Source organism: Ktedonospora formicarum, from assembly GCF_016587355.1.
GTDB classification, from domain to species: domain Bacteria; phylum Chloroflexota; class Ktedonobacteria; order Ktedonobacterales; family Ktedonobacteraceae; genus Ktedonobacter; species Ktedonobacter formicarum.
The window spans coordinates 4,342,785-4,366,302 of record NZ_BNJF01000001.1 but is presented as its reverse complement, the minus strand read 5'-3'; the positions used below and the strand labels follow the sequence as shown (position 1 = coordinate 4,366,302).

Sequence of the window (23,518 nt, the reverse complement as noted above, 5' to 3'; positions counted from 1 at the left end):
TGTCTTGTAAATTTTTTTCTTCAATCAGGAAGGGGAATATGGTTACGGTATGTTCTCCTGTTTTCCAGGTAGGCAGATGGTGTCAGGCCAGAGAAATTCTGAAAGTCATGGATAAAATGCGCCTGATCAAAATATCCACAATCCAACGCGAGGTCAGCCCAAGAGATAGGCCGTTCCTCCTCAAGGAGGCGCAAGACCTCCTGAAAGCGTAGCACGCGGCAATAGACCTTCGGCGTCAAACCAACAGCTTCGCGAAACAGGTGGATAAAGCGTTTAGGGCTCATACCAATTTGCTCGGTTACATCAGAGACAGCTCGCCGTCTGTATCCTGGCTGGAATTGAGCAAGCGCGAACGCTACAGAAAGGTGTGGCATCCGTTCCCAATTCACATGCGCCAGGAGAAAGCGTTCAAGAATACGCACCCGTCTTTCAGGTGTGATGACCGCTTGCAGTTGCTCACGCAAATCCGCCGCTTCTGCTCCCCAGAGCGTTGAAAGTTCAATAGTCTGATTCGCCGCCTCAAGAGCGGGTAGTGGTAGAAAAGGGCGCGCCCCGCCGGGCTTAAATTGAATGCTTACAGTTGTCCCCATGGTGCTCATATCGATAATGGAGCTATGTGAAGAAGCACCACTGAATACGCCACCATGAAAGCTTTGAAATATACCAGCACGCGCTTGATGAGAAGCTCTAAGTAGATCATGGCCCAGGTTAATTATCACTGCCATCGAGCCATCAGGCAAACAGCGCTCTCTAGTAGGCAGTGATACAGGTCCATCAGAGAGCCAGAAAGCCTCAATAAAAGCTGCAAGTGGAGGCGATGGGAGAAAGCGATACAGACTCGTCAAGAATTCCCCCCTCTCGATGACGGCATACTTAAGCGATCTGGCATGGACCGTCATATTCCAGGCTTTAATTTGAACCTTATACAAATTTTGCGCACCTTAGTATACCATTTGTGAGGGGATGGCACATTTTGCCTGACTGGGAATTTTTATGATCCATTTCATCTGCGGCTCGCGGAAAGAAATGGCTTCCCAGATGTTTGTGTCAGCGACATATAATAGGGTACAGACTGCCCATGCTCTAGCTTCAAGCTAGCATGGGCACATACACAGCCCTGGCGCGCTACGAGCAGCATGGCCAGCGTCAAGGGTTATCTACACGGGAAAGAAGTGAAATAGAACTATGCGCGATATTCGTATCGAGCGCTGGGCTAAAACTCTGGTTCAGTACTCCCTCTACATCAAACCTGGCGATGTGGTCGCCATCCATTCCACGCTTGAGGCTAAGCCCCTTATCTCGGCAGTCTATGAAGAGATTCTGCGTGCGGGCGCGCATCCAATCCCACTCATTCAGCTTGAAGAGCTTGACGAGATTCTTCTCCGCGAGGCCAATGATGAGCAACTTACCTGGCTTTCGCCTCTCAATGTCACGCTCGCAGAGAAGGCTACAGCACGCCTGACTATCAAGTCGAGCAGCAATACAAAATCCATGAGTAACATCGATCCCGCACGCCTCGCGAAGCGGCATCAGGTTGGGCGCCAACTCACAGGTACTTTCCGCCAACGCGAGCAGGCTGGCGACTTCCGCTGGTGCCTGACGCTCTACCCCACTCTGGCCTATGCCCAGGACACAAATATGTCCCTGCGGGAGTTTGAGGAATTTGTCTTCGACGTTTGTATGCTTAATGATTCCGATCCCGCCGCACGCTGGAAAGAACTCTCGGTCCAGCAACAGCGTCAGGTAGACTGGCTGAAAGGGCATAAGAAGGTACATATCCTTGGTAAGGGAACAGACCTCACACTTTCCATCGAAGACCGCATCTTCATCAATAGCGATGGCAAACGGAACTTCCCCAGCGGAGAATTCTTTACCAGCCCGGTCGAAAATAGCGCCAATGGAGTTATCCAGTACGATATCCCTTCAACCTACGCCGGGCGCCCCGTTGATGGTATTCGCCTTGTCTTTAAAGATGGCAAGGTGATTGAGGCGACCGCGCGTGAGGGACAGGATATCCTGGAGAATATGCTTAATCTGGACGAGGGTGCGCGCTACCTTGGCGAGTTTGCCTTCGGCAATAATCCTCGCGTCACACGCGGCACACGCAACATTCTCTTCGATGAGAAAATGGGCGGCACAGTCCATCTCGCGCTTGGTTCTTGCTATCCTGAAACAGGCGGGCTCAATAAGTCGTCGCTCCACTGGGACATGGTCTGCGATCTACGCCAGCAGGGCGAAGTATGGGTTGATGATACACTCTTCCTTAAGGATGGCAAACTGCTGATTAGCTAGACAATACAAGCAGCCATAAAGCATTTTCCAACAAAGCAAGTAGGCACACGCGGTGAGCGTGTATGCCTACTTGCTTTTCTCCAGGCATCACTACAATCCTGCTATCTCAATACACCAGCATGACACTCTCTTTCCGCACATTGTTACCGTTTCTCAGGCCAATCTATTTGACAACCAGCAGTTTCACGCGTATCTCTAACTAAGAGAGAAGAACAACGTATTACGATACGAGAAGGAAAATCTTACCAGAAAGTTCATACTCCAAAGGGATAAGAACATGCTTACACTCATGGTGCTACTACTTTTCGGATTGGTCTTTTTGATGGTATTGCTCCGCCTCGCATTTGGCTTTTTCATGCTACCAATGCGCAGGCGAATGTATCCAGGCTACTTTCGCCCCTTTCGGCGAGGCATCTTCTGGCGACCCTGGCTTAATCGCCGCCCCTTTATGGGTGGTGGCTTCTACGGCCCCCGCCGTCATCGGCAATACCGAGGCTGGTAATAACTAGCGAACGCCGCCAGCGAAGATTGGTGCATCCTCCTGGCGGCATCCCTTCTCTCAAAAGTATTTCGCACACTGAACACGATACAGCCATTTCCAAGCGAGCAGGCAAAATAGCATTTGGGGTGTAATTCAGATTTTTGCAAAAAGACAAAGATGGTACACTGAGGAGGAGACAAGCGAGAGAAAAGAGAGGAGAGGGTATGAAGCAGCAAGAGGACGATCAGCAATGGGAGCAAAGAAGCCAGCAGGTAGCCAAGAGTATGCAAGAGTGGCGGCTTGCCCATCCCCAAGCGACCTTAGCCGACATCGAGGAGGCGGTTGACCAACAGATGAACGAGCTACGAGCGAGAATGATCGAGGATCTCGCTCAAGCCAACCAAGCAGACCAAGGAACCGGTCGGAGTAAGCCGGTGGCCTGTCCAGAGTGTGGGAAACGGATGCAAGTGCGTGGCAAGCGAGAGCGCCGACTGCAAACGCAAGGAGGACAAGAAGTCACCCTGATTCGTGAGTATCAGAGCTGCCCTCATTGTGGGTACAGCTTTTTTCCCCCTCGATGAGCTCTTGGACTTGCCTCAAACAGGTTTGATGCCCCATGCCCATCAAAGCCTGGTTCGGTTGGGAGCCCGTCTTCCTTTTGAGGAAGCGGCCAGTGAACTGCATGCCTTGTTGGGGATCCAGGTCAGCGACTCGCTGGTGCGTCGGCAGACCTTACAAGCAGGAGCCAGAGTCCTGGTCATGCAAACCGAGCAAGCCAGCGCGGCCTGCGCCCTGGTCGGGGAAGGCACAGAGCCTGTGGCTTGCCGTCTGGCAATGAGTGGAGATGGAGCCATGGTTCCCCTACGAGGAGGATGTTGGGCAGAAGTCAAAACGGTGGTCATTGCAGAGGTCCTCCCTGCACACACACGCCATCAAGATGCGACGGACAAACGAACCATCAACCACTCCTGCTTTTCGCGGCTGGCAGATGCAACCACCTTTGCCGACCTGGCATCAGTGGAGATCACACGGCGAGGCATTGAGAGAGCCGCAGCGGTCTGTGCGGTGCAAGATGGAGCCGAATGGCTTCAAGGCTTTGTGGATGGGCATCGCTTCGATGCCGTGCGGATTTTAGATTTTGCCCATGCAGCCGAGTATCTGGGTCGGATCGCCGAACAAGGGGAATTGGCAGGTCAGCATGTGCCCAAAGGCTGGCTAAGAGCCATGCTTCATGAGCTCAAACATCATGGGCCAGAGCGCATCATGAAGCATATGGCGTGGTGGCAAGAACACCGCCCCTTGCCTGCGGTCAGCGATGCGGTGCGTTATTTTGGCAAGCGCCTTCCTCAGATGCAGTATCAAGAGTTCCAAACCCAAGGCTGGCCCATTGGCTCAGGCATGGTGGAAAGCGCCAACAAGCGAGTCATGCAGGCGCGGCTCAAACGAGCAGGCATGCATTGGGAGCCCGCCAACGTGAATCCTCTGCTAGCTTTACGCGATGCCCTGTGTAATCACCGCTGGGAAGAAGTCTGGGACCAGCAACATCAGCGACAAAGAGAAGAGCATCATGCCCGACGAGTGCAGCGCAGCCAGCGGCGACGAGCACAACTGGAACAGGTGCTGGAGGAACAGCTTATCGAGATCTTGCTGCTGTCGGCGCGTGGAAAGGCGAAGGCGCAACAGACTCCCCACAAAGGGAGAACCGAAGGCCAAAAGCGCTGGGGACGCATGACCTTTTCTCGCAAGGCGCTTCCAAACCGATTTGCAAAAATGTGAATCACACCCTAGCATTTGCGTCCCCTTGAAAATTCTTCTATTTTCTGGTATACTTTTATATCAGTAAGCCACAAAGCCAACACACATATTCATTTGCAACCTACCTCAAACTCTTACATCTTCACCCACACTATTCCCTATACATCTACTTTGTATACTCGTTCCTACTCCACATTCCATCACCTCTCATTTCAACCGCAAATAGCATAGGGAAAAAGAATATCTCTTTAAAGAGAATCTCCATGTGAAGAGGTTTATTGCAGATGATCAATGACAATCTCTTTGCGCATCCACGTGGCATCCTGGGACGCCTGGGTGGACAGATCATGGCACGGAGCAATCGACCGCTCTATGAATGGACCTTTTCGCTGCTCCCCATTCGGTCCGGGGAGAGCGTGCTTGAAGTTGGCTTTGGCGCGGGCGAGGCCATCCATATGCTTACACATCGTACTCAAGCTGACCAGGTAGTAGGTATTGACGCCTCAACACAGATGCTACGCCTCGCGAAGAGGCGCAATGCCACCGCGCTACTTTCCGGGCGCGCACAGCTTCACCAGGGCTACGCCGAGAAGCTTCCTTTCCCCGAAAATACCTTCCATGTAGCCTTCGCTATCAATTCCGTTCAGATCTGGGCTGATCGCAAAGCGGCTATCCTTGAACTATGGCGTGTCCTACGACCAGAAGGAATACTCGCCCTCACCTTTCAGCCGCGACACATCAAATCAGAACTTGATTTCAAAGCCATCAGCGATCAGCTGGTTTTTGATCTGACCCAGACTGGCTTCTCTGATGTTAATCTCCAGATCAAGCCCCACAAAGCTGCAAATATCCTATGCGCATTAGGACACAAGTGAAGCATTGCTGATCCACAAGGTTTTCTGCCAGCAAGTACATCTTGAAGGGATTACGATACTTCCAGTTTCACGCTCTGGCAAACGCACAACGCAGGCTATGGTGGCGTTTAGACCACACTCTATCATTACCATAGATACGTTTCATTGTAGTTTTTATCGCATGCCAGGGAGGTTTACGCAGAAGGATATGAGCAAGATGACGACAAACATCAAGGCCCAAGAGCGCCTTAGAGAGGTAATCAACAGTGGCAACTTTCATCTTTTCAAGGAATTAGTTGCCCCGAAAGCCATTGACCATGATCCTGCCCCTGGACAGGCACTTGGCCCCGAGGGCTTCCAGCAATTTTTTACCGAGTTACATAGCGCCTTTCCCGACTTGCAGGTCAACATCGAGCAAATGGTGTCCGATGAGGACAATATCGCCATCGCGTATACGATGACTGGTACCCAGCAAGGAACATTTATGGGTTTCGCGCCAACTGGAAAGGGTGTGCGCATACGTGGTGTCCAAATCGGGAGATTTGAAGACGGCAAACTTATAGAACGTTGGGGAAGCACAGACCAACTTGGGATACTACAACAACTTGGCTATGCTCCTTCTGCCTAGCGGAATGGAGGCAAACTATGCGCGAGGTAGTACGCAAGAATGCTGATCAGAGCGATCAGCATTCTTGCGTACTACCTCGCGCATAGCTTAGAATACAGTTATCACTACAACCGCACATGAACCCACTCTAGTTTCCATTGGAGGCCGTCGTTGGAGCAAGAACAATTTCTGAGTGATCTCAGCAATACACAAGCCTTGAGTATTGCGACTATCGAAGATGTCCAACGGGCTATGTTCGCCCAACACTATATCGCTGACCGCAGTCTTGCCACCGCGATCTTCCTGGCACTCAAGCGCCGTAAGCCGCTATTACTTGAGGGGGAGCCCGGTGTTGGCAAAACCGAGATCGCCAAGGTGCTCGCGTCCCTTCTCGATACTCGCCTGATTCGCCTGCAATGCTATGAGGGTATTGATGTCAGCACTGCCGTCTATGAGTGGAACTATACTCGGCAGATGCTACACATTCGCCTGATGGAAGCTGGCTCGCGCGGGAACCAGGATGAGCTAAGAGAGATCTTTGGTCCTGATTTCTTGATTCAGCGCCCACTGCTCCAGGCGATCAGTCCCTCGAACGCCAAACCACCCGTGCTGCTAATTGATGAGCTTGACCGAAGCGACGAAGAGTTTGAGGCATATCTGCTAGAACTACTCTCCGATTTCCAAATTACCATCCCAGAGATCGGCACCATCAGCGCCCAGCAACCACCCTTTGTCATCATTACATCTAACCGTACACGCGAGATTCACGACGCGTTACGCCGTCGCTGTCTCTACTACTGGATCGACTACCCCACGCTAGAGAAAGAGTACTCTATCGTGCGGGCGCGCATGCCTGAAGCACCAGAACAACTCGCGCACCAGGTCTGCGCCTTCGTCGGCGAGATTCGCAGTATGGACCTTTACAAAGCTCCAGGCATCGCTGAGACGCTTGACTGGCTTAGTTCTCTGCTCGCACTCAATCAGCTCGAACTTGTAGAAGGCACAGTTCGCGATACGCTGGGAGCACTCCTGAAATATCAGGACGATGTGCTCAAAGTTGGTGGTGGTGAACTAAGCAAGCTCATTCGGAAGATTATAGGCTCATAAGGTGTTCTCTACATCAGAAGATCCTGTATCAGCAAGTGAGGTAAGCATGTCGCCACCAGCCTCCATGATTGGTTTAGTTGATTCACAGGAAGGGGAAGCTTTACTTCCCGAACTCATCAACCTGCTACAAGATTCAGTCAATAGTGGAGCTTCGGTTGGCTTCCTACCTCCTCTAAGTGAGCAGGAGGCGCACCAGTACTGGCTCGATGTCCTCCAGAAGGTCGCACAGAAGGCATGTATACTCTTAGTAGCACATGACGCCGGTCACGTCACAGGCTCAGTTCAGCTCTCACTCGCCAGCAAACCAAACGCCTCGCATCGGGCCGAAGTGCAGAAGCTTTTCGTTTTACAAAGCCAGCGACGGCGAGGCATCGGTCAGGCGCTTATGCAAACAGTCGAGCAGGTCGCGCGCACGCATGGGCGCATGCTGCTTGTGCTCGATACACGCCAGAGCGACAATGCCGAACGCCTATACCGACGTCTCGGCTATCAGGAAGCAGGCATCATTCCTGCCTACGCACGCAACGCGGAAGGCAGGCTCGATAGCACGGTCTTTTTCTACAAGATTCTTTAATCAGGCACACAACAGGAGCGTTTACAGCATGCAGAGCCCTTCTCAGCCAAATAACAAACGCCAGGGAATACCTTTGCGCCCAATCGATATTGAGCGAGGCGAAAGGCTTCTCTACCGTCTAACCGAATTCGGGCGCTTGCTCTGGGAAGCTGGCATCAACGTTGGTCCTCGCCAGATGATCGACCTCGCGGAAACGCTGAGTATGATCGATATCACGAAGCAGGACGATTTCTACTATGCGCTTAAGTGTAGCCTGCTCACACGCCACGAACAGGAAGCGCTCTTCGACCAGATGTACCAGTATTTCTGGTTTGTGCGCGACAATCCCAATCAGCAAAAGAAACCGGGAGGACAGGTCAAAAACAAGCAGCGCGAACTTCGCCTTCCACCTTCTGAGCGCAAGCGCCTCGCCGAACACATGAACGCGAAAGAACAGCGTAAGGATATTCACCGCGATACACGCCAGTCAGAACGCAAACCCAACACCACCGCACGCGACCGGGACGAAGATGACAATGATCTCGGCGACCCACAAAGTGGCGCATATAGCGCCATCGAGCGCCTGCGCCAGAAGGATTTTGAAAATTATTCCTGGGAAGAGGTACAGGAGGCGAAACGCTTGATGGCGGAGATGCGCTGGAATCTTGGTATGCGCCCCACACGCCGTAAGGCTCCCACACAGCGGGGTTCCTATCCCGATATGCGCCGTATTGTACGCCGCAATCTCAAATATGGCTCGGAGATGATTGAGCTGACCTGGCGTGAGATCAAGCTTAAACCACGCCCTCTGGTTATTATCTGTGATATCAGCGGCTCAATGAGCCTCTACTCACGACTCCTGCTCCACTTCATTCATACCATCTCGAATGGTTTGATGAACGTCGAAGCCTTTGTCTTTGGCACGCGCCTTACGCGCGTGACCCGGCAACTCAAACGCCGCGATGTCGATGAGGCGGTACGTGATGTCTCCAAAAGTGTACAGGACTGGTCCGGCGGCACACGCATTGGCGACGCTCTTCACTACTTTAACCACCATTGGGCCAAACGCGTCCTTGGACGCGGCGCAGTTGTGCTCATCATCAGCGATGGCTGGGACAGGGGCGAAGCAGATACGCTAAAAGCTGAGATGGACCGCCTTCAGCATAGCTGCCACCGCCTGATCTGGCTTAATCCTCTGCTCGGTTCGCCAGATTACCGCCCACTGACTATCGGCATGAAGGCTGCTTTGCCCTATATCGATAGCTTCCTGCCAGCCCATAATCTTGATAGCCTGATCGACCTGGGAAACATCCTCACCAACATTGACGACAGCCGTCCCCAGCGTGATGCCTATAACCGGCGTAAAGCCGTTGAAGCCTGGACCAACCGTAAACCTTAATTAAACTCGAAAGGAGTCCTGCGATATGCACGACGTTTTACCCGATATTGAGAAATGGCGAGCCCGTGGTGAGCAGATCGCCGTTGCGACCGTTATCAGCATGATTGGTTCTGCCCCTCGCCTACCCGGTGCCAAACTGGCGGTTAGCGAAAAGGGCGAGATTGCGGGCTCTGTCAGTGGAGGATGTGTCGAACCAGCCGTCATTCACACCGCGCATGAGGTCATCAAAAATGGGCAGCCACAGTTGCTAGAGTTTGGTATCAGCGAGGCCGAAAATCTAGAAAAGATCGGCCTGTCATGCGGGGGTACCATTCGTGTCTTCGTTGAGCGCCTCGACTGGTAGCATGAGCCAGGGCCAACTGTATGCTCACCTATTATCTAGAACGCGTGAAGGAGAGAGATGATGAGTGGACTCTATGAGGCTTTAAGGGGCGCGCTTGAGAAGCAGCGAGGCGCGGCCCTGGCAACAGTTGTCCAGGGGCCGAATAACATCGGAGCCAAGCTCTTACTACTCCCAGGTCAAGCCCCACAAGGAAACCTTGGCTCCGAAAGTCTCAATCAGCAGGTCGTACCGCTCGCTGAGCAAGCCACCTGGTCCGGAATCAGCGCCACCCATACGCTGACATTACCCCAGGGCGACTATGAGGTTTTTATCGAGGGTTATGCCCCTCCACCCACACTCATCATCGTAGGTGCAGGGCATATCGCCATACCGCTCACTACCTTCGCCAAAACGCTCAACTATCGCGTCATTGTTGTGGATGCACGCGCGGCCTTCGCTACGCCCGAACGCTTCCCCCACGCGGACGAACTGATCGTGGAATGGCCCGACGAGGCACTTGAAAAACTAGATCTCAATCCCTCTACAGCCATCGCCGTCCTAACCCATGATCCCAAGTTCGATGAGCCAACCCTTAAGGTAGTTCTCGCTCACAAGGTTGGCTATGTAGGTGCCATTGGTAGTCGCAAAACGGGAGCCGAGCGAGCCGAACGCCTCAAGCAAGAAGGTCTGAGCGAGGAACAGGTACAACGCATCCATGGCCCCATCGGCTTGAATATTGGCGCATCTTCCCCCGAAGAGATCGCCCTCGCCATCATGGCCGAAATTGTTGCCACCCGCCACGGCAAAACACTGACAGCATAAGCTTTTTAGAGGAAAATAGGAATAGGTGTGAAGGCATCTACTCCTACTTTCCTCTATCTTTTGTATACAGAAGTCTCGATTGACAAGGCCGATTGCAACTTCTCACCCCCCAATGCGTTTATCATATAGAGAGAGTATTCCTTTTTTGCCAATAGTTAGATACTCTATACAGATATCATTCAAATTTGTTACAGAACACTGCCTAAAAACGTACTAATCCTTGCCATACATTGATCAGAAGAGAGTTTATACAACATGCCAGATAATAATCACTACGATGACCGGACGATACCAGCCCGCCCATACCCCGAAGGACCGGGGAATCAGGGACCAGGGCAGGCTCCATCACAAGGTAAGCTCGTACTGGGTGGCTTTAATTCACCTAATACCCCTCGCCCTTCTCAGCAGCAAAACCAATATCCTCAATCGCGCCCCTACGAACCCACGCGCGATAGAGGACCGCGCTACCCCCAAAACGCCCCGGGATACGCTCCAGCGACACCTGGCGTGCAGAACCAATCCGCTATACCACCATATACACCCGCCTACGGTCAGGACGGCGATAAATTACCCACACCTGGGGCACGCAAACGCAAGCCTTCAGGGAGAGCTACGGGCTGCCTGATATTCGGTGTGCTCCTCTGTGTTCTCGCGAGTTTTGGAGCCTACACAACCCAGCGCGTTATGGCCTTTGGCTCCAATATCTCAACCGAGAAAAACTCTCTTTCGACCAAGACCGGCTACATGAATACCAGCGACCGCGTGAATCTTCTCGTTATGGGCTATGGTGGTGGCACACATGAAGGCTCCAACCTGACCGACTCAATGGTCGTCATCAGCATGACCCCTAATAATCAACATACCTCGATGGTCTCCGTTCCCCGCGACCTATGGGTACAGGTCCCCTCGAACTCAGGCAATTATGCAAAGCTCAATACCGTCTACCAGGTTGGCTCCAATAACGGTGAGGATCGGGCAGCCGGTGGTGATGCCGCCGCCCAGAAGCTCGCGGGTATTACCGGCCTCGATGTCAAAAACTGGATGCTCATCGATTTTGAGGGCTTCCGTGATCTGATTAACGCGATTGGCGGCATCGATGTCTATGTCCCCAATTCGTTTACCGCCAACTACCCCAAAAACGACGACGACAAAACAGACGCCAGTTGGATTACGGTTCGCTTCAAGAAAGGCCTGCGTCACATGGATGGCGAGACTGCTATTCGCTACTCACGCGCGCGCTATGTGACTGATAATCCCGCTGAGGGCACAGACTTCGCTCGCTCCGTTCGCCAGCAATTGGTCATCAAGAACACGCTGTCAAAGGTCAAGCAGGTCTCTAGCTGGCCCAATCTCTTCAACGCCATGGATGCCCTGCAAAAGGCCGTCTATACGAACATGTCGCTTGCCGATCTGGGACTCTTCACTATGAAGATGGACCTGAACAGCCCCAAAACCGCACGTATCGGCCTGAGCTTCGACAATGTTCTAACCTCTTCAACCTCCAGCGACGGGCAATCAATCCTCGTCCCTCAGGGGGGCGATTGGGATCAAATCCCCAAGTACATTGACTCAAAACTGTATAAGTAGCCTATCAGGGCCTCCCAAGCAGAAGGATATTCCTTCTGCTTGGGACAAAACCTCTATTTCCACTTCTCGATAAGCCCCACACAGGCTGAAGCTCTGCGCCTATGTATAAGAGCCTCAATCCTTCAGAAGACATCATCTAGATCCACGCAATAGGCCAATTCCACCACCTGGATAGATTTGGCTCCGCCTGTACAAGACTGGACTGCTAGTATATACTTTCAGCGTGTACACATCTTCGACTGGAGGGGCAGGCATGTCACAACGAGACACGCGACTTATCGGCGGAGTCTACCGCACAGGACAGATTCTCAACAATGGGAGCAGGATCACTACCTGTACCGCCTACAATCGCAACACAAACGACGTGGTAGGACTGTATGTTATTCACAACTTACCTGCAATCCCTGCGCCACACCTCAAACAACTCTTGCAACCTCTGACCCAGAGGCGCGCGGTCTCCTCACCTCACCTTCTTCGTGTCCACGATTGGGGTATGGATGGTGATAAAATCTTTATTGCCACAGATCCGCCGCGTGGAGTGACTTTACGACATGCCATGGATAACGAAAATGTCGACTTACACCGCGCGGTTGACTTCATCTGTCAGCTTGCCTTTGGCGTTAAGGTACTACACGAGGCCCATATGACCTCACTCGATTTGCGCCCCCAACTTGTGACAGTCGAGACGCTCATAGGCAACACCCAGATCACCGATCGCGTTCAACTCGACGATATTGGCCTGCGAATACTCCTCCAATCTATTGACAGCGGAAACACACCACAGCCCGTAGACGAACTGGCAGCACTCGACCTGCGCTACGCCTCCCTGAACACATTAATAATCAGCCTATTGGTCCCTGGAGCGATATCTACCAGCTAGGTATCCTGCTTTTTGAACTCATTACGGGTCGTGTTCCCTTCGTTGGTCACAACCCAGCTGAAACAGGAGTAATGCATAGCGCGGCCATCATTCCGCGTATGAAGCAATATGTACACGACGTTCCTGATGAGCTGCAAGCGATTGTTGATAGCGCACTCGCCAAGGAACCCGGACGCCGTTTCGCTACAGTGAATGCCTTTCTCACGGCCCTGCAAAGCATTGAGCTTCCTCCCACTATCAACCCTGTCGAATATGAGGAGACTCTGCGTGAGGCCGAGCTGGACCGTCCTAGTACTGATCTGACCAATGAGATCGCACTCCAAAACCAAATATCGCGCCAAGTCACTCCACAACACCGGGAAATGCTGGCAAACTCTCTACCACTGCCAGCCGTTCAGGCCCTTGCCGCTCAACCAGGTATTTACGCTTATCTGCGCTATGAAAAGGACGGCAAACTCATCGAACGCCTCCCAATAAAGCAGAAAAATGTGACTATCGGGCGCTCAGATCCCAAGCGTGGCTACGCCCCCGACATTGACCTCAGTTCCTTCGATCCTAATAAGACTATTTCTCGTCAGCACGCACGGATTCGCTTCGAGGAAACTTTCTTCTATATCGAGGACGTTAAGAGCCACAACAAGACTCGCCTGGGAGAACTGGTACTCGCTCCACTCAAAGCGGAGCTACTTCAACATGGCGATTGGATCACCTTTGGAAATGTGCGCATGCGCTTCGAACTCCCAGGCATGAAAGAGCTCACCACGGATAAATGAAACGATCTCTCGCGCGGGAAGGTGTATATATTAAGGCAGCCACTAGCTCGAATATGAAAGGACCACTTCATGGGTTTCAATCAATACCATGAACCCGCGCAGGAGCTCTCGCAGGAGACACGGACCTTCGCCCGCGTTATTGCCTCCCTTCAGGAAGAATGCGAAGCCATCAACTGGTACCAACAACGAGTCTCAATAGAGAGTGACGAAGAAGCTCGCCAGATCATGCAACACGCACAGGAGGAAGAGTTTCTCCACTTCAGCATGGATCTGGAATTCCTCTTACGCCGCGTCCCCAAATGGCGCATCGCTGCCAAAAATATTCTCTTCAAAGATGGCAACATTATCGAGAACGCGGAGAAAGGCGAAGAAGCAGTTGAGGAGTTAGAATAATCCCGGCATTAGACATTCATTAAATAGCAGAAGGCTGGCAATGCTCATACTGCCAGCCTTCTACCTGTTATCGTCCTATTATGAGCGAGCGATAGCTAGAATATCGGTCAGTAAACCCTGGCCTGTCTCGATACCGCCCGCGCCTGGGCCAATTACCGTCACCTTAGCAAGCGCTTCAGATTCGAAGGTGATCGCATTCATGGCTCCATTAACATGCGCCAGAGCATCACTCAATGGCAACGCGACAGGCTCCACACTCGCCTCAACCTTCCCGCTCTCATGGCGGCGCACCGAAGCAATGAGCTTGATGCGCTTTCCTTCCTCACTGGCCTGCGCGACCTGTTCCCTGGATACACCTGTAATACCTGTACGGGTGACCTGCTCCACGGTAAGAGGCTGCTCAAAGAGCAAAGCTGAGAGAATCATAGCCTTGGCGAGAGCATCATATCCCTCCACATCCGCTGTAGGGTCCGCCTCAGCATACCCAAGCGCCTGTGCGTCAGCTAGAACCTCGGCATACTCTCGCCCTTCGGCCATAGCACTCAAGATATAATTCGTTGTGCCATTGAAGATCCCCCTCGCCGCCGTGATCCGTGTGCCTGCCATCCCCTCAAAAGCCGTGCTCAATACAGGGGTGCCTGCCATCACGGTTGCCTCCATGCGTAACTGCACGCCTTGCGTACGCGCGATTTGAAGGAGTTCACGCGCCGCCAGAGCAATAGGTCCTTTGTTAGCAGTTACTACATGCATACCCCGTTCAAGAGCTGTACGAATGTGGCAAAGGCCAGGTTCGGCGTCGCGCAGGTTGGTCAGGGTCGCTTCAACCATTACATCCGCTTTTATCGCCCTGATACCTTCCAGAGCACTATCCCAGCGCTGTGTATGCGCGGCCTCAGTCAACGCTTTTTGCTGCGACGCTAGTGCGAGCAATTCAGCGATATCCAACCCCTCTTCCGCAAAGATACAACCATGCCGCGAGTTCGCCACGCTGACCAGCCGTATATCGAGATCATACTCTCGCTGTAAACGCTCACGTTGCGTCAATAATAGGCGAGCAAGTCCTTGACCTACCGCACCAAATCCGACAAGCGACACATGCAACCTTCTCATGGTTCCCCCTTTATATAGCAGTGAGAGGGCCGCGACAGGCGACCCTCTCACTGACTCCCGAAGCGGCAAGTCTGATCCACGTTCAAATTTGCCGTTTCAGGCCTTATTCACATCATGAATACGCTAGATCCAGGATAGCTTCAAGCGATCTAGAACACGCCGTACAGGACCAAGTTCCTCGATTCCTAACATACGCCCGGCTCGCACATAAACGAAGAGCGCGATGAAGCCGAAGAGCCCGAGTTTGACGACAGCGACGATCGTGCCCGCTAAGCCGAGCGAAGGTGTCGAAGTAGTATCCAGCCAGCTTAAGAAGCCCACATGTCCCAGCGAGCGCAACAAGAAATCGAGCGCCAGGTTCACTAGTAACAAAGCCAGGCCCATTGCAAGTGAGGCAAGGGCCACCTTACCCACGAACATACCCAGTTCTCGCAGCTTAAAGCCTCCGAGACGCTGGTGGAGCAGCCAGAACAGGATAACAGCCTCCAATAGACCCGCGAATGACGTTGAGAAGGCCAGGACACCCAGGCCCCACGATGAGCCGCCACCGATCCCGACGGCAACATTTATCAGCAACAGGGCCAGCGCGATCTTGAAGATAAACTGCCCAATACTCACAATAACTGGCGTCTTGCTATCCCGTAGCGCATAGAACGAGCGTGTAAGGATCTCAACCGCCGCCAAACCTGCCAGACCAAAGGCGAAGAAAGCCAGTGGCACCGTCATGGATTGCGCGGCGCTCAGGTCGAAACGACCATGTTGCAAGAGAACCTGAATGATAGGAAAGCCAATGACGATCAGGCCTACACTTGAAGGGATCGACATGTAGAGGATGCCGCGTAATGTTTCCGTGATCGTGTTACGTACCCGGTCCAGACGTCCCTTGACAAAATTCTCAGCTAGCGTTGGGAAGGCCGCTGTCGCCACCGACATACCAAAGACACCTAATGGTAACAACATCAACTGCATCGATTGATAATACAGTGAGATCAACCCATCAGTACCTTTCGTTCCCACAACCACACCAACAGCCAGCAAACCGATCAGGCTGCGATCCACAAAGGTCGTGAAACTGAGCATGGATGCGTTGACGATACGCGGCACCATCTGACGACCAATCTGGATGATACTGGGATGCTTCCAGTCAAAGGCTTTATACGAATACTTCATCCCAACTTTGAAGATGGCGGGTATCTGAATGGCAACCTGTAAAAGCGCACCAATGACCACACCCCAGGTTGCGCTATAGATGGCAACACCATCATTCCGCTTGCCGATAAACGCCAGCAGCAAGCCCGGAATGAGGCCCGCGATCAAACCTACATTGTAGAGCAGGGTGCCAATCGCGGGGGCGCGGAAGTTCTGTCGCGCGTTCAGGACCGAGTTCGTAATGACGCCCGCGCCCAGCACAATTGACTGTAAGAGCATGACGCGCGTCAACGAGGTAATCAGCGCCAGTTGGGACGCATCGCCCTTGTTATACAATGGTACCAGCCAGGGGGCGAAGAGGATAGCCAGGCCCGCCAGAAGCACCATTATAGCCACAGCCAGATTCAGCGCCGAACTGGCAACGTGCCAGGCCGTCTTCTCATCGTTCTCCGCCACCATGTGCTTTGTGAAGACAGGAATAAAGGCCGAACTCAGCGCCCCTCCGGCGACAACATTAAAGATAAGATCGGGAATAAGAAATGCCTGAAGATAGGCGTCCGAAACGTTACTGGCTCCAAAGACAAACGCGAACATCGAGGTGCGCAATAGTCCCAGAACACGACTGCCCACAAAAGCCAGGGTCAGGATCATGGTCGCGCGACCAATGGCAGCCTTTTGAATCATGCCTGTATCTTGCGCGGGAGCTGCCGCAGATTTGAGTTTTTGCGAAATGCCCAATAGTCCACTTCTGGGCACCGCGGCTTCTCTTCCAGGCAGGCCTAAAGGCGAACGTGCGGGCGCGACAGACCCGGCTTGCGTTGGCGGCGCGGAAGGCCCACCAACACCCGAAGGTGGCCCTGGCTTGAATAGTGATGGCCCACCACCCGCCAACGGCGGCGGCGTTGGCTTCCCTGGCTTATTACCAGTACGCCAGGGAATAATTGTCGTCACGTCGGCTTTCATGCGCCTCTGCTGACGACGCAAACGCTCCTCTCGCAACTGCTGCAAACGCTCCTGGCGCAGCTGCTCAATTGGCTGTGAAGGTTGAGGGGCATCAAAATACTGATACTCCATACCCTGCCCATAGCTCAACGTCGTCCCCATATCAGCATAAGATTCCTGATATGGTTGAGAAGAATTTTCATTCTGCCGACTCTGGTTGCTATAAGGAGCGTATGCTGATGGCTGCGATGGTGGATAAGGAGGAAGGCCTCCTGGCGACGAGGGCTTCAAAGCGCCCGGTGGCAATGGTGCCGCCGGAGGCTTAGGCCCTGCGATCTCAGTGTTATCTTGATCGTACTGCCACCCATAATATCCCCCCCCCTGCTGTCCAGACGATCCTTGCACTGGTTGTGGTGGTTGCTGTCCTTGATTTTCCACAGTTATTAAAACTCTAAAAAATTATTTGATTTGCTAGACGTAAATCAATGCTTCTACGGTGTTCCTCTATGTATTGTACAGTATTGTTGGTTCAGCATACCACACTCATACACTTCTGACTACCCTGATGAGACAAGCTACTTATAAGCTTGCTTCTTGAGGACTAGAGAATCACTAGCTTGAGGTACCTGCAAACAGATCTCGCCAGTAGCCCTGATAAGATGAAAATAGTCCCAAAATTCCTGCTTTAAAATTCGTGAAACAAAACTCACTCTCAAACACTCCAAATATTCAATGCCACTTTTAAGAAGTGGAAGAAATGTTTTTAGCACTCTCTCACTCCAGAAATTATAGAGAGATGCCCTTGGAGGTATTTTTGAAGACTAGTCTCATCTACAAGACCGCTGTGCTTGTTGCGGTCGTCGGGCCCCTGGCTGCTACCGTCTACGCTATCAGCACACTCTGGCAGAAAGCCATCAACGCGACCGACCTGACACTATTGCTCGTCCTGTACTCACTAGTCGCGCTCGGCGTTACGGTGGGTTACCACCGCATGCTTACCCACCGTAGCTTCTCCCCACATCCGGTTGTCAAGTTTATCTTCCTGGTTCTCGGCTCCATGGCCCTCGAAGGTCCAGCCCTCGAGTGGGCCGCAACACATATCAAACATCATTCATGTTCAGATAAAGAGGGTGATCCCCATAGCCCGGTCCACGGCTTCTTCCATGCCCATATCGGCTGGATGTTTAAGGATCGCATGGCCGATCCCCAAAAGTATTGCAAGCATCTTATGAAAGATCCTATAGTTGTCTTTGTTAGCAATACATTTTTCCTCTGGGTTGTACTGTCTCTTGTTATCCCATTTGCGATTGGTGGCTGGTCTGGTCTCCTCTGGGGCGGACTCGTACGTATCTTCCTGACACATCATGTCACCTGGAGCGTCAACTCGGTCTGCCATACCTTTGGTCGTCGTGACTTCGAGACCACTGACGAGAGCCGCAACGAATGGCTCGTTGGCTTACTCAGCTTTGGCGAAGGCTGGCACAATAACCATCATGCGTTCCCACGCTCAGCCTTCCACGGCCTACGCTGGTGGCAGTTCGACTGCTCTGGATATCTGATCTGGCTAATGGAGAAAGTTGGCCTCGTCAAGGATGTCTATCGCATTAGCCCCGAACAAATGCAGAAACGGCGCGACCGAGGGACAGGAGCCGAAGTAGCCACCTCCCCTGCTATCTCCCCCGAAAGCGAACCAGTAGGCATAGGACTCTAACCCCCTCTCAAATATTTGCAATTCGTTTTGCGGATAAAAGGATGTGCGTTGTGTGGCAGAGATCCACGCGACGCACATCCTTTTTGGGGCAGAGATCCACGTCCATAGAAAATTTATATGTTATAGGCAATTTGTGACCTGACAGCCAGGGCTAGAAAACTGTCCGCATCCATGTCCACTTGCCATGTCAGCAGGTTACAGAGAAAAAAGCCTATCTATTTGACAGAGGGGAACGAGACCGATACAATCAATTCGTGTTCAATTTGGAGACTGAATGTCTACAGAAGTATTTTATATAGAGGACAAACAATGCGAGGAGGCGACCTCTCTAGCATGAAACATTTTCACGCCATTATCCTGGCTGGCGGCAGTGGCACCCGTCTCTGGCCACTTAGCACGCCGAGCTTCCCAAAGCAATTTTTGCCACTCCCAACTGGCAATAGCATGATTCAAGAAACGCTCTTACGCGTCGCACCGCTCGCGCCACCAGAGCAGACATGGGTCGTTACAGGTAATCATATGGCTGGACTCGTGGAAGAGCACCTACCAACCGTTCCAGCCGATCATGTCCTGAAAGAGCCAATGGGGCGCGGCTCTGCCGCCGCTATCGCCTGGGCAGCAGCCACGATCGCTCAGCAGGACCCAGACGCCATCCTCGGCATCTTTAGTGCGGATCACGTCATCTCAAACGTCTCTGTCTTCCGCCAAACGTTACACCTGGCTTGTGATCTGGCGCAAGAAGGGCGCATGGTTACTATTGGTATCAAGCCCACTCGACCCGAGACAGGCTTCGGCTATATCCGCTTCTCAGATACCGTATGCGAGGGTCATGGACACCAGGCATGTAGCGCAGAGAAGTTCGTCGAGAAACCCAATCGGGAAACCGCCGAGACCTACCTGCGTGATGGACATTACGTGTGGAATGCTGGCATTTTTATCTGGAAAGCATCCACCTTCCTGGCAGAGATGCAGGAGCATCTCCCCGACAGCCTGGCAAAAATTACTGCTATCACCGAAGCCGACGTTAAGGAACAAGCAACACAACTCACTGAGATATGGCCGACACTGGAGAACATCACCGTTGACTATGGCGTGCTAGAGAAGACTCGCAATCTGGTCGTTATTCCCGCTGATCTTGGTTGGGGTGATGTTGGCAACTGGGATCAATATGGTGCGCTTTTCCCCGCCGATGAACAGGGGGTGCATGCAGTCGGTGACCATACCGGCTTCGACAGCCAGAATGTTGTCATATTCAATAATACCGAACGCCGCATTTATACGATTGGATTAGAAGACGTAATCGTCGTTGAGATGGATGATCTCACTGTCATTTGCCACAAGAATCAGGTTCAGCGCGTACGCGAATTAGCGGAGCACCATCGCAAAACCGGCCAATCAGGTCCCCTTCAATCCTAATCCTCTCAAGCAAAAGAGGTCAAAAAGTGTGGATGGGTTTATTCATGGCAAACCCATCCACACTTTTTGACCTCTTTTACAGCATGCAGATACCGAGAGGGTGAGAAATCGTAATCCATGTACAATTCCCTTGCGCTATGTTAGACTCTATTCTGAATATCCAAGAAACCATCTAAACTCCACTTTGGCAGGTTGAGAGGAAGTCTGTGGATAGCGATTATGTAGCAAGGAAGGATATAGAATAGACATGACTACTCGTCCTCATAGACATGGCATACCACCAGAAATTCTAGCCCTCTCACAAGAACGCGATCAGCTTCGCAAACGTGGTCAATATGACCGCGCAGACGAATTAAAATTACAGCTTGAGGAAGCTGGCTACGCGGTCAAAGATAACCCTCGTGGAGCGCACCTGGTTATTCTCCCCAGTGTGGATATCGATGACACAACATACCGCCTGACACGCCTGGTACCATCCCACCTCGATGAGGCGGATACCTGCGATTTCTCCATCATCGTCGTAGCCGCGAATACTCAGGCACAGACGCGACGCTGCATCGAAAGCGTCTTACGACACGTAGGGGAGACAAACATTGAGATCTGGCTGGTCGACAACGCCTCCCGCGATGGTCTTGACTTGTGGACTCAGGCCAGCCGTGCTACTGAATCACGTCTACATGTGATTTCGCCTTCCAACAAACTCGGCGCGGCTGAAGCTCGAAATATCGCGCTGAAGCAATGCCGGGGCCGCTATATTCTGCTCCTTGATAACAGCATCGAATTGACAGGCAACATCTTTCTCCCACTCGCAGCAACCCTCGCGGACCCGGAGGTTGGAATTACAGGTCTCCAGGGTTGGGTAACGGCCGACCTGCGCCACTTTAAGGAAAGTCAGGACGAAGAGGTTGAGGTGATTGATCAACTCTGCCTGGCCTTTGCGCGCGCGCATCTCAAACAGGCAGGACTCTTCGACGAACACTACCGTTCACAACAATATATGGATACCGATTTCAACTTCGCCATGCGCGACCTGGATCTCCAAACCCGTGTTACATTCGACCTCCCTTTGATACAGCACGAAGCAATTGAGGAAGGCACCTCTTCGGAAGAGGAGCGCGCGCGCCTTTCCAAACGCAATTTCTACCGCTTTCTCGGAAAATGGGGTGATCGCGATGATCTACTTCTCTACGAAGATGAAGACGAAGACGAAGCAGATACAGATAACGAGGGGATATAATATATTCGCCTGGCGAACTCCCTTATACGCAAGCCCAAGTGTGCTTGTTGCTATAGTCATCAACGCCGCCTCAGCGGCAGCTAGCACATCAGAGGCATTGGGTTTCGTATGAGCCCCAAAAGGTCCATTCAATGTAGCGAAAGGTAGTAGAAACAGTGCAATCGTACAAAAACCGCAGCGAGATTCCGACAGAGTACAAATGGAATCTTGAAAGCATTTACGCCAATAACGAGGATTGGGAGCGAGATTTTCAGTACCTGCAAAAGAGCGTGCCAGAACTGGCAACTCTTCAAGGGACACTCGGGCAGAGTGGTGAGGCCCTACTCAATGTGCTCAGCAAGCGCGACGAGATTGGAAAAGTATTAGAGCGCCTCTATGTCTATACCTCTATGCGCCGCGACGAGGACACGACCAATAGCCTCTATCAGGGTATGGCAGACCGCGCGATGCAACTCTATGTACAGGTGGTTACAGCCATCTCTTACATCGAACCAGAGTTACTGGCCCTTCCCCAGGAAACATTGGAGAGCTACATTAATGCGGTGCCTGGATTAAACATCTATCGCCATCAGTTAGATGACCTTAATCGCAAACGCCCACACATTCGCTCTGCTGAGGTCGAAGCTATCCTGGCAGCAAGCGAGGAGATGGCAAGTGCGCCGGACAACATCTTCTCCATGATCGATAACGCTGATATGAAGCTACCAAAGATCCGCAATGAGCAGGGAGAAGAGGTTGAGTTGACACAGGGCAACTATCTCGTCTTCGTGCGCAGTAAGGACCGCCGGGTACGCCAGGAGGCGTTCGAAGGGCTACATAACGCATTCCTAAAACAGCGCAATACTATCGCCTCGACGCTTTCTGGACAGGTCAAGGCTGACGCCTTCTACACCCGCCAGCGCAACTTTGAAAGCACCCGCCAGCGAGCACTCTCCGCATACAACATTCCTGAGAGCGTCTATGACAATCTCGTACAGACCGTCAACGCGCATACCTCACTGATCAACCGCTACCTGCAACTACGTAAGCGCGTGCTCAAGCTGGATGAGATGCACATGTATGACCTGTATGTGCCTATTGTCGAGGAGAAAGAAGATAAAGTTACCTACCAGGAGGCGGGTGATATCATCATCGAGGCCCTCTCACCTCTCGGCGAGAACTATATCAAAGCCCTGAAGCGGGGTCTTGGCGAACGCTGGATTGACGTGTATGAGACTCCGGGTAAACGCAGTGGGGCCTATAGTGGCGGCTCATATAGTACACAGCCTTTCATCCTGCTCAACTATCAGGATAACCGCGATAGCATGTTCACCATGGCCCATGAGCTTGGACATTCGTTGCATTCCTACTTTACACGCACGCATCAGCCCTATCAGTACGGCGACTATACCATCTTTGTTGCCGAGGTAGCTTCAACCCTCAATGAGGGGCTGCTGACCAACTACCTGCTTAAGCATACCAGCGATAAGGGACTGCGGCTGGCGATCCTGAACCACGCTCTTGAGGACCTGCGTGGCACTCTCTACCGCCAGACAATGTTCGCCGAGTTCGAACAAGCCATTCATTCACGGTCCGCGAATGGCGAGCCTCTAACCGCCGATAGCTTTAGCGCGCTCTACAAGGAACTCAATGAGAAGTATTATGGAGGTGAGACCTTTATCGATGATCTGATCGGCATCGAGTGGGCTCGCATTCCACACTTCTATTCGAGCTTCTATGTCTACCAGTACGCGACCGGCATCTCAGCTTCCTCGGCTCTGGTACAGAAGATCCTGCATGAGGGCCAACCCGCCGTTGATCGCTACATCAACTTCCTCAGTTCAGGCTCATCCAAGTACAGTATTGACCTGCTCAAAGACGCAGGTGTTGATATGACAACGCCCGAACCAGTCCACCAAGCATTCCAGCTCTTTGAGTCTTACCTCTCTCAAATGGAAGAGCTTCTGGGCTAAACAACGCTCAACACGAAAGGGTCCTGACCGTCGGTCAGGACCCTTTCGTGTTGAAGGTATATTTACATTCATGGTTGAGATCCACCATACACATTTTAGACCATTGTTAGTATCAACTTAGAGAGAGTTATGTAGAGGTTATTGCGTATGGCGTATAAGCTTTAGACGCAATAACA

General features: G+C 52.3%; 22 protein-coding genes. 19 read left to right on the top strand and 3 right to left on the bottom strand.

What is annotated here, in order from left to right:
* Positions 1-20: 20 nt before the first annotated feature.
* Complete coding sequence (locus K3T82_RS18730) at positions 21-929, bottom strand: helix-turn-helix domain-containing protein (RefSeq protein WP_220194959.1); 909 nt, start codon at positions 927-929, stop codon at positions 21-23.
* 256 nt (positions 930-1,185) lie between these two features.
* On the opposite strand from K3T82_RS18730, the gene K3T82_RS18725 reads away from it, so the two are divergent.
* The 15 genes from K3T82_RS18725 to K3T82_RS18655 all read left to right on the top strand — a co-directional run bounded on the left by K3T82_RS18725 (position 1,186) and on the right by K3T82_RS18655 (position 13,825).
* Positions 1,186-2,292 (top strand): aminopeptidase, encoded by a 1,107-nt coding sequence (locus K3T82_RS18725; protein WP_220194958.1) that lies wholly within the window; start codon positions 1,186-1,188, stop codon positions 2,290-2,292.
* A gap of 277 nt (positions 2,293-2,569) precedes the next feature.
* Positions 2,570-2,794, top strand: a complete 225-nt coding sequence (locus K3T82_RS18720) for a hypothetical protein (protein WP_220194957.1) — start codon at positions 2,570-2,572, stop codon at positions 2,792-2,794.
* Between the two features lie 203 nt (positions 2,795-2,997).
* The gene (locus K3T82_RS18715) at positions 2,998-3,354 is read left to right on the top strand and encodes a hypothetical protein (RefSeq protein ID WP_220194323.1); all 357 of its coding nucleotides are present in this window, start codon (positions 2,998-3,000) and stop codon (positions 3,352-3,354) included.
* A gap of 10 nt (positions 3,355-3,364) precedes the next feature.
* On the top strand, positions 3,365-4,549 hold the full coding sequence (locus tag K3T82_RS18710; RefSeq protein ID WP_220194322.1) for an ISKra4 family transposase: 1,185 nt from the start codon (positions 3,365-3,367) through the stop codon (positions 4,547-4,549).
* 263 nt (positions 4,550-4,812) lie between these two features.
* Complete coding sequence (locus K3T82_RS18705) at positions 4,813-5,403, top strand: class I SAM-dependent methyltransferase (RefSeq protein ID WP_220194956.1); 591 nt, start codon at positions 4,813-4,815, stop codon at positions 5,401-5,403.
* A 196-nt stretch (positions 5,404-5,599) separates the two neighbouring features.
* Entirely contained in the window at positions 5,600-6,010 is a 411-nt protein-coding gene (locus K3T82_RS18700; RefSeq protein ID WP_220194955.1) for an ester cyclase, read from the top strand.
* Positions 6,011-6,241: 231 nt separating this feature from the next.
* The gene (locus K3T82_RS18695; RefSeq protein WP_420799309.1) at positions 6,242-7,096 is read left to right on the top strand and encodes an AAA family ATPase; all 855 of its coding nucleotides are present in this window, start codon (positions 6,242-6,244) and stop codon (positions 7,094-7,096) included.
* 46 nt (positions 7,097-7,142) lie between these two features.
* Positions 7,143-7,670: a GNAT family N-acetyltransferase gene (locus K3T82_RS18690; protein ID WP_220194953.1), complete on the top strand. Its 528-nt coding sequence runs from the start codon at positions 7,143-7,145 to the stop codon at positions 7,668-7,670.
* A gap of 28 nt (positions 7,671-7,698) precedes the next feature.
* Positions 7,699-9,048 carry a vWA domain-containing protein gene (locus tag K3T82_RS18685; RefSeq protein ID WP_220194952.1) on the top strand — a complete coding sequence of 450 codons (1,350 nt, stop codon included), beginning with the start codon at positions 7,699-7,701 and terminating at the stop codon, positions 9,046-9,048.
* 25 nt (positions 9,049-9,073) lie between these two features.
* On the top strand, positions 9,074-9,391 hold the full coding sequence (locus tag K3T82_RS18680; protein WP_220194951.1) for an XdhC family protein: 318 nt from the start codon (positions 9,074-9,076) through the stop codon (positions 9,389-9,391).
* 57 nt (positions 9,392-9,448) lie between these two features.
* Positions 9,449-10,192, top strand: coding sequence for an XdhC family protein (locus K3T82_RS18675; RefSeq protein ID WP_236031201.1), 744 nt, complete (start codon positions 9,449-9,451; stop codon positions 10,190-10,192).
* A gap of 255 nt (positions 10,193-10,447) precedes the next feature.
* The gene (locus tag K3T82_RS18670; RefSeq protein ID WP_220194950.1) at positions 10,448-11,779 is read left to right on the top strand and encodes an LCP family protein; all 1,332 of its coding nucleotides are present in this window, start codon (positions 10,448-10,450) and stop codon (positions 11,777-11,779) included.
* A gap of 253 nt (positions 11,780-12,032) precedes the next feature.
* Entirely contained in the window at positions 12,033-12,659 is a 627-nt protein-coding gene (locus K3T82_RS18665) for a serine/threonine-protein kinase (protein WP_220194949.1), read from the top strand.
* A gap of 71 nt (positions 12,660-12,730) precedes the next feature.
* Complete coding sequence (locus K3T82_RS18660) at positions 12,731-13,432, top strand: FHA domain-containing protein (protein ID WP_220194948.1); 702 nt, start codon at positions 12,731-12,733, stop codon at positions 13,430-13,432.
* Positions 13,433-13,501: 69 nt separating this feature from the next.
* On the top strand, positions 13,502-13,825 hold the full coding sequence (locus K3T82_RS18655) for a ferritin family protein (protein WP_220194947.1): 324 nt from the start codon (positions 13,502-13,504) through the stop codon (positions 13,823-13,825).
* Positions 13,826-13,903: 78 nt separating this feature from the next.
* On the opposite strand, the gene K3T82_RS18650 is transcribed toward K3T82_RS18655, so the two are convergent.
* Both K3T82_RS18650 and murJ read right to left on the bottom strand, forming a co-directional pair.
* Entirely contained in the window at positions 13,904-14,935 is a 1,032-nt protein-coding gene (locus K3T82_RS18650) for a homoserine dehydrogenase (RefSeq protein ID WP_220194946.1), read from the bottom strand.
* Between the two features lie 123 nt (positions 14,936-15,058).
* Complete coding sequence (murJ, locus tag K3T82_RS18645) at positions 15,059-17,464, bottom strand: murein biosynthesis integral membrane protein MurJ (protein ID WP_220194945.1); 2,406 nt, start codon at positions 17,462-17,464, stop codon at positions 15,059-15,061.
* Positions 17,465-17,840: 376 nt separating this feature from the next.
* On the opposite strand from murJ, the gene K3T82_RS18640 reads away from it, so the two are divergent.
* From K3T82_RS18640 to pepF, 4 genes are all read left to right on the top strand, one after another.
* Entirely contained in the window at positions 17,841-18,737 is an 897-nt protein-coding gene (locus tag K3T82_RS18640; RefSeq protein ID WP_220194944.1) for an acyl-CoA desaturase, read from the top strand.
* 333 nt (positions 18,738-19,070) lie between these two features.
* Complete coding sequence (locus K3T82_RS18635) at positions 19,071-20,153, top strand: mannose-1-phosphate guanylyltransferase (RefSeq protein WP_220194943.1); 1,083 nt, start codon at positions 19,071-19,073, stop codon at positions 20,151-20,153.
* A gap of 247 nt (positions 20,154-20,400) precedes the next feature.
* On the top strand, positions 20,401-21,390 hold the full coding sequence (locus K3T82_RS18630) for a glycosyltransferase family 2 protein (RefSeq protein WP_220194942.1): 990 nt from the start codon (positions 20,401-20,403) through the stop codon (positions 21,388-21,390).
* Between the two features lie 155 nt (positions 21,391-21,545).
* Positions 21,546-23,342: an oligoendopeptidase F gene (pepF, locus tag K3T82_RS18625; protein WP_220194941.1), complete on the top strand. Its 1,797-nt coding sequence runs from the start codon at positions 21,546-21,548 to the stop codon at positions 23,340-23,342.
* The last annotated feature ends 176 nt before the right edge of the window (positions 23,343-23,518 follow it).

What these genes read in the sequence shown, in the direction of transcription:
- K3T82_RS18660 (WP_220194948.1), top strand. Translation starts at nt 12,731, where the DNA reads ATGCATAGCGCGGCCATCATTCCGCGTATGAAGCAATATGTACACGAC.
- K3T82_RS18725 (WP_220194958.1), top strand. Translation starts at nt 1,186, where the DNA reads ATGCGCGATATTCGTATCGAGCGCTGGGCTAAAACTCTGGTTCAGTAC.
- K3T82_RS18720 (WP_220194957.1), top strand. Translation starts at nt 2,570, where the DNA reads ATGCTTACACTCATGGTGCTACTACTTTTCGGATTGGTCTTTTTGATG.
- K3T82_RS18695 (WP_420799309.1), top strand. Translation starts at nt 6,242, where the DNA reads ATGTTCGCCCAACACTATATCGCTGACCGCAGTCTTGCCACCGCGATC.
- K3T82_RS18665 (WP_220194949.1), top strand. Translation starts at nt 12,033, where the DNA reads ATGTCACAACGAGACACGCGACTTATCGGCGGAGTCTACCGCACAGGA.
- K3T82_RS18680 (WP_220194951.1), top strand. Translation starts at nt 9,074, where the DNA reads ATGCACGACGTTTTACCCGATATTGAGAAATGGCGAGCCCGTGGTGAG.
- K3T82_RS18655 (WP_220194947.1), top strand. Translation starts at nt 13,502, where the DNA reads ATGGGTTTCAATCAATACCATGAACCCGCGCAGGAGCTCTCGCAGGAG.
- K3T82_RS18630 (WP_220194942.1), top strand. Translation starts at nt 20,401, where the DNA reads ATGACTACTCGTCCTCATAGACATGGCATACCACCAGAAATTCTAGCC.
- K3T82_RS18685 (WP_220194952.1), top strand. Translation starts at nt 7,699, where the DNA reads ATGCAGAGCCCTTCTCAGCCAAATAACAAACGCCAGGGAATACCTTTG.
- K3T82_RS18650 (WP_220194946.1), bottom strand. Translation starts at nt 14,935, where the DNA reads ATGAGAAGGTTGCATGTGTCGCTTGTCGGATTTGGTGCGGTAGGTCAA.
- K3T82_RS18675 (WP_236031201.1), top strand. Translation starts at nt 9,449, where the DNA reads ATGATGAGTGGACTCTATGAGGCTTTAAGGGGCGCGCTTGAGAAGCAG.
- K3T82_RS18705 (WP_220194956.1), top strand. Translation starts at nt 4,813, where the DNA reads ATGATCAATGACAATCTCTTTGCGCATCCACGTGGCATCCTGGGACGC.
- K3T82_RS18670 (WP_220194950.1), top strand. Translation starts at nt 10,448, where the DNA reads ATGCCAGATAATAATCACTACGATGACCGGACGATACCAGCCCGCCCA.
- K3T82_RS18715 (WP_220194323.1), top strand. Translation starts at nt 2,998, where the DNA reads ATGAAGCAGCAAGAGGACGATCAGCAATGGGAGCAAAGAAGCCAGCAG.
- K3T82_RS18690 (WP_220194953.1), top strand. Translation starts at nt 7,143, where the DNA reads ATGTCGCCACCAGCCTCCATGATTGGTTTAGTTGATTCACAGGAAGGG.
- K3T82_RS18700 (WP_220194955.1), top strand. Translation starts at nt 5,600, where the DNA reads ATGACGACAAACATCAAGGCCCAAGAGCGCCTTAGAGAGGTAATCAAC.
- K3T82_RS18635 (WP_220194943.1), top strand. Translation starts at nt 19,071, where the DNA reads ATGAAACATTTTCACGCCATTATCCTGGCTGGCGGCAGTGGCACCCGT.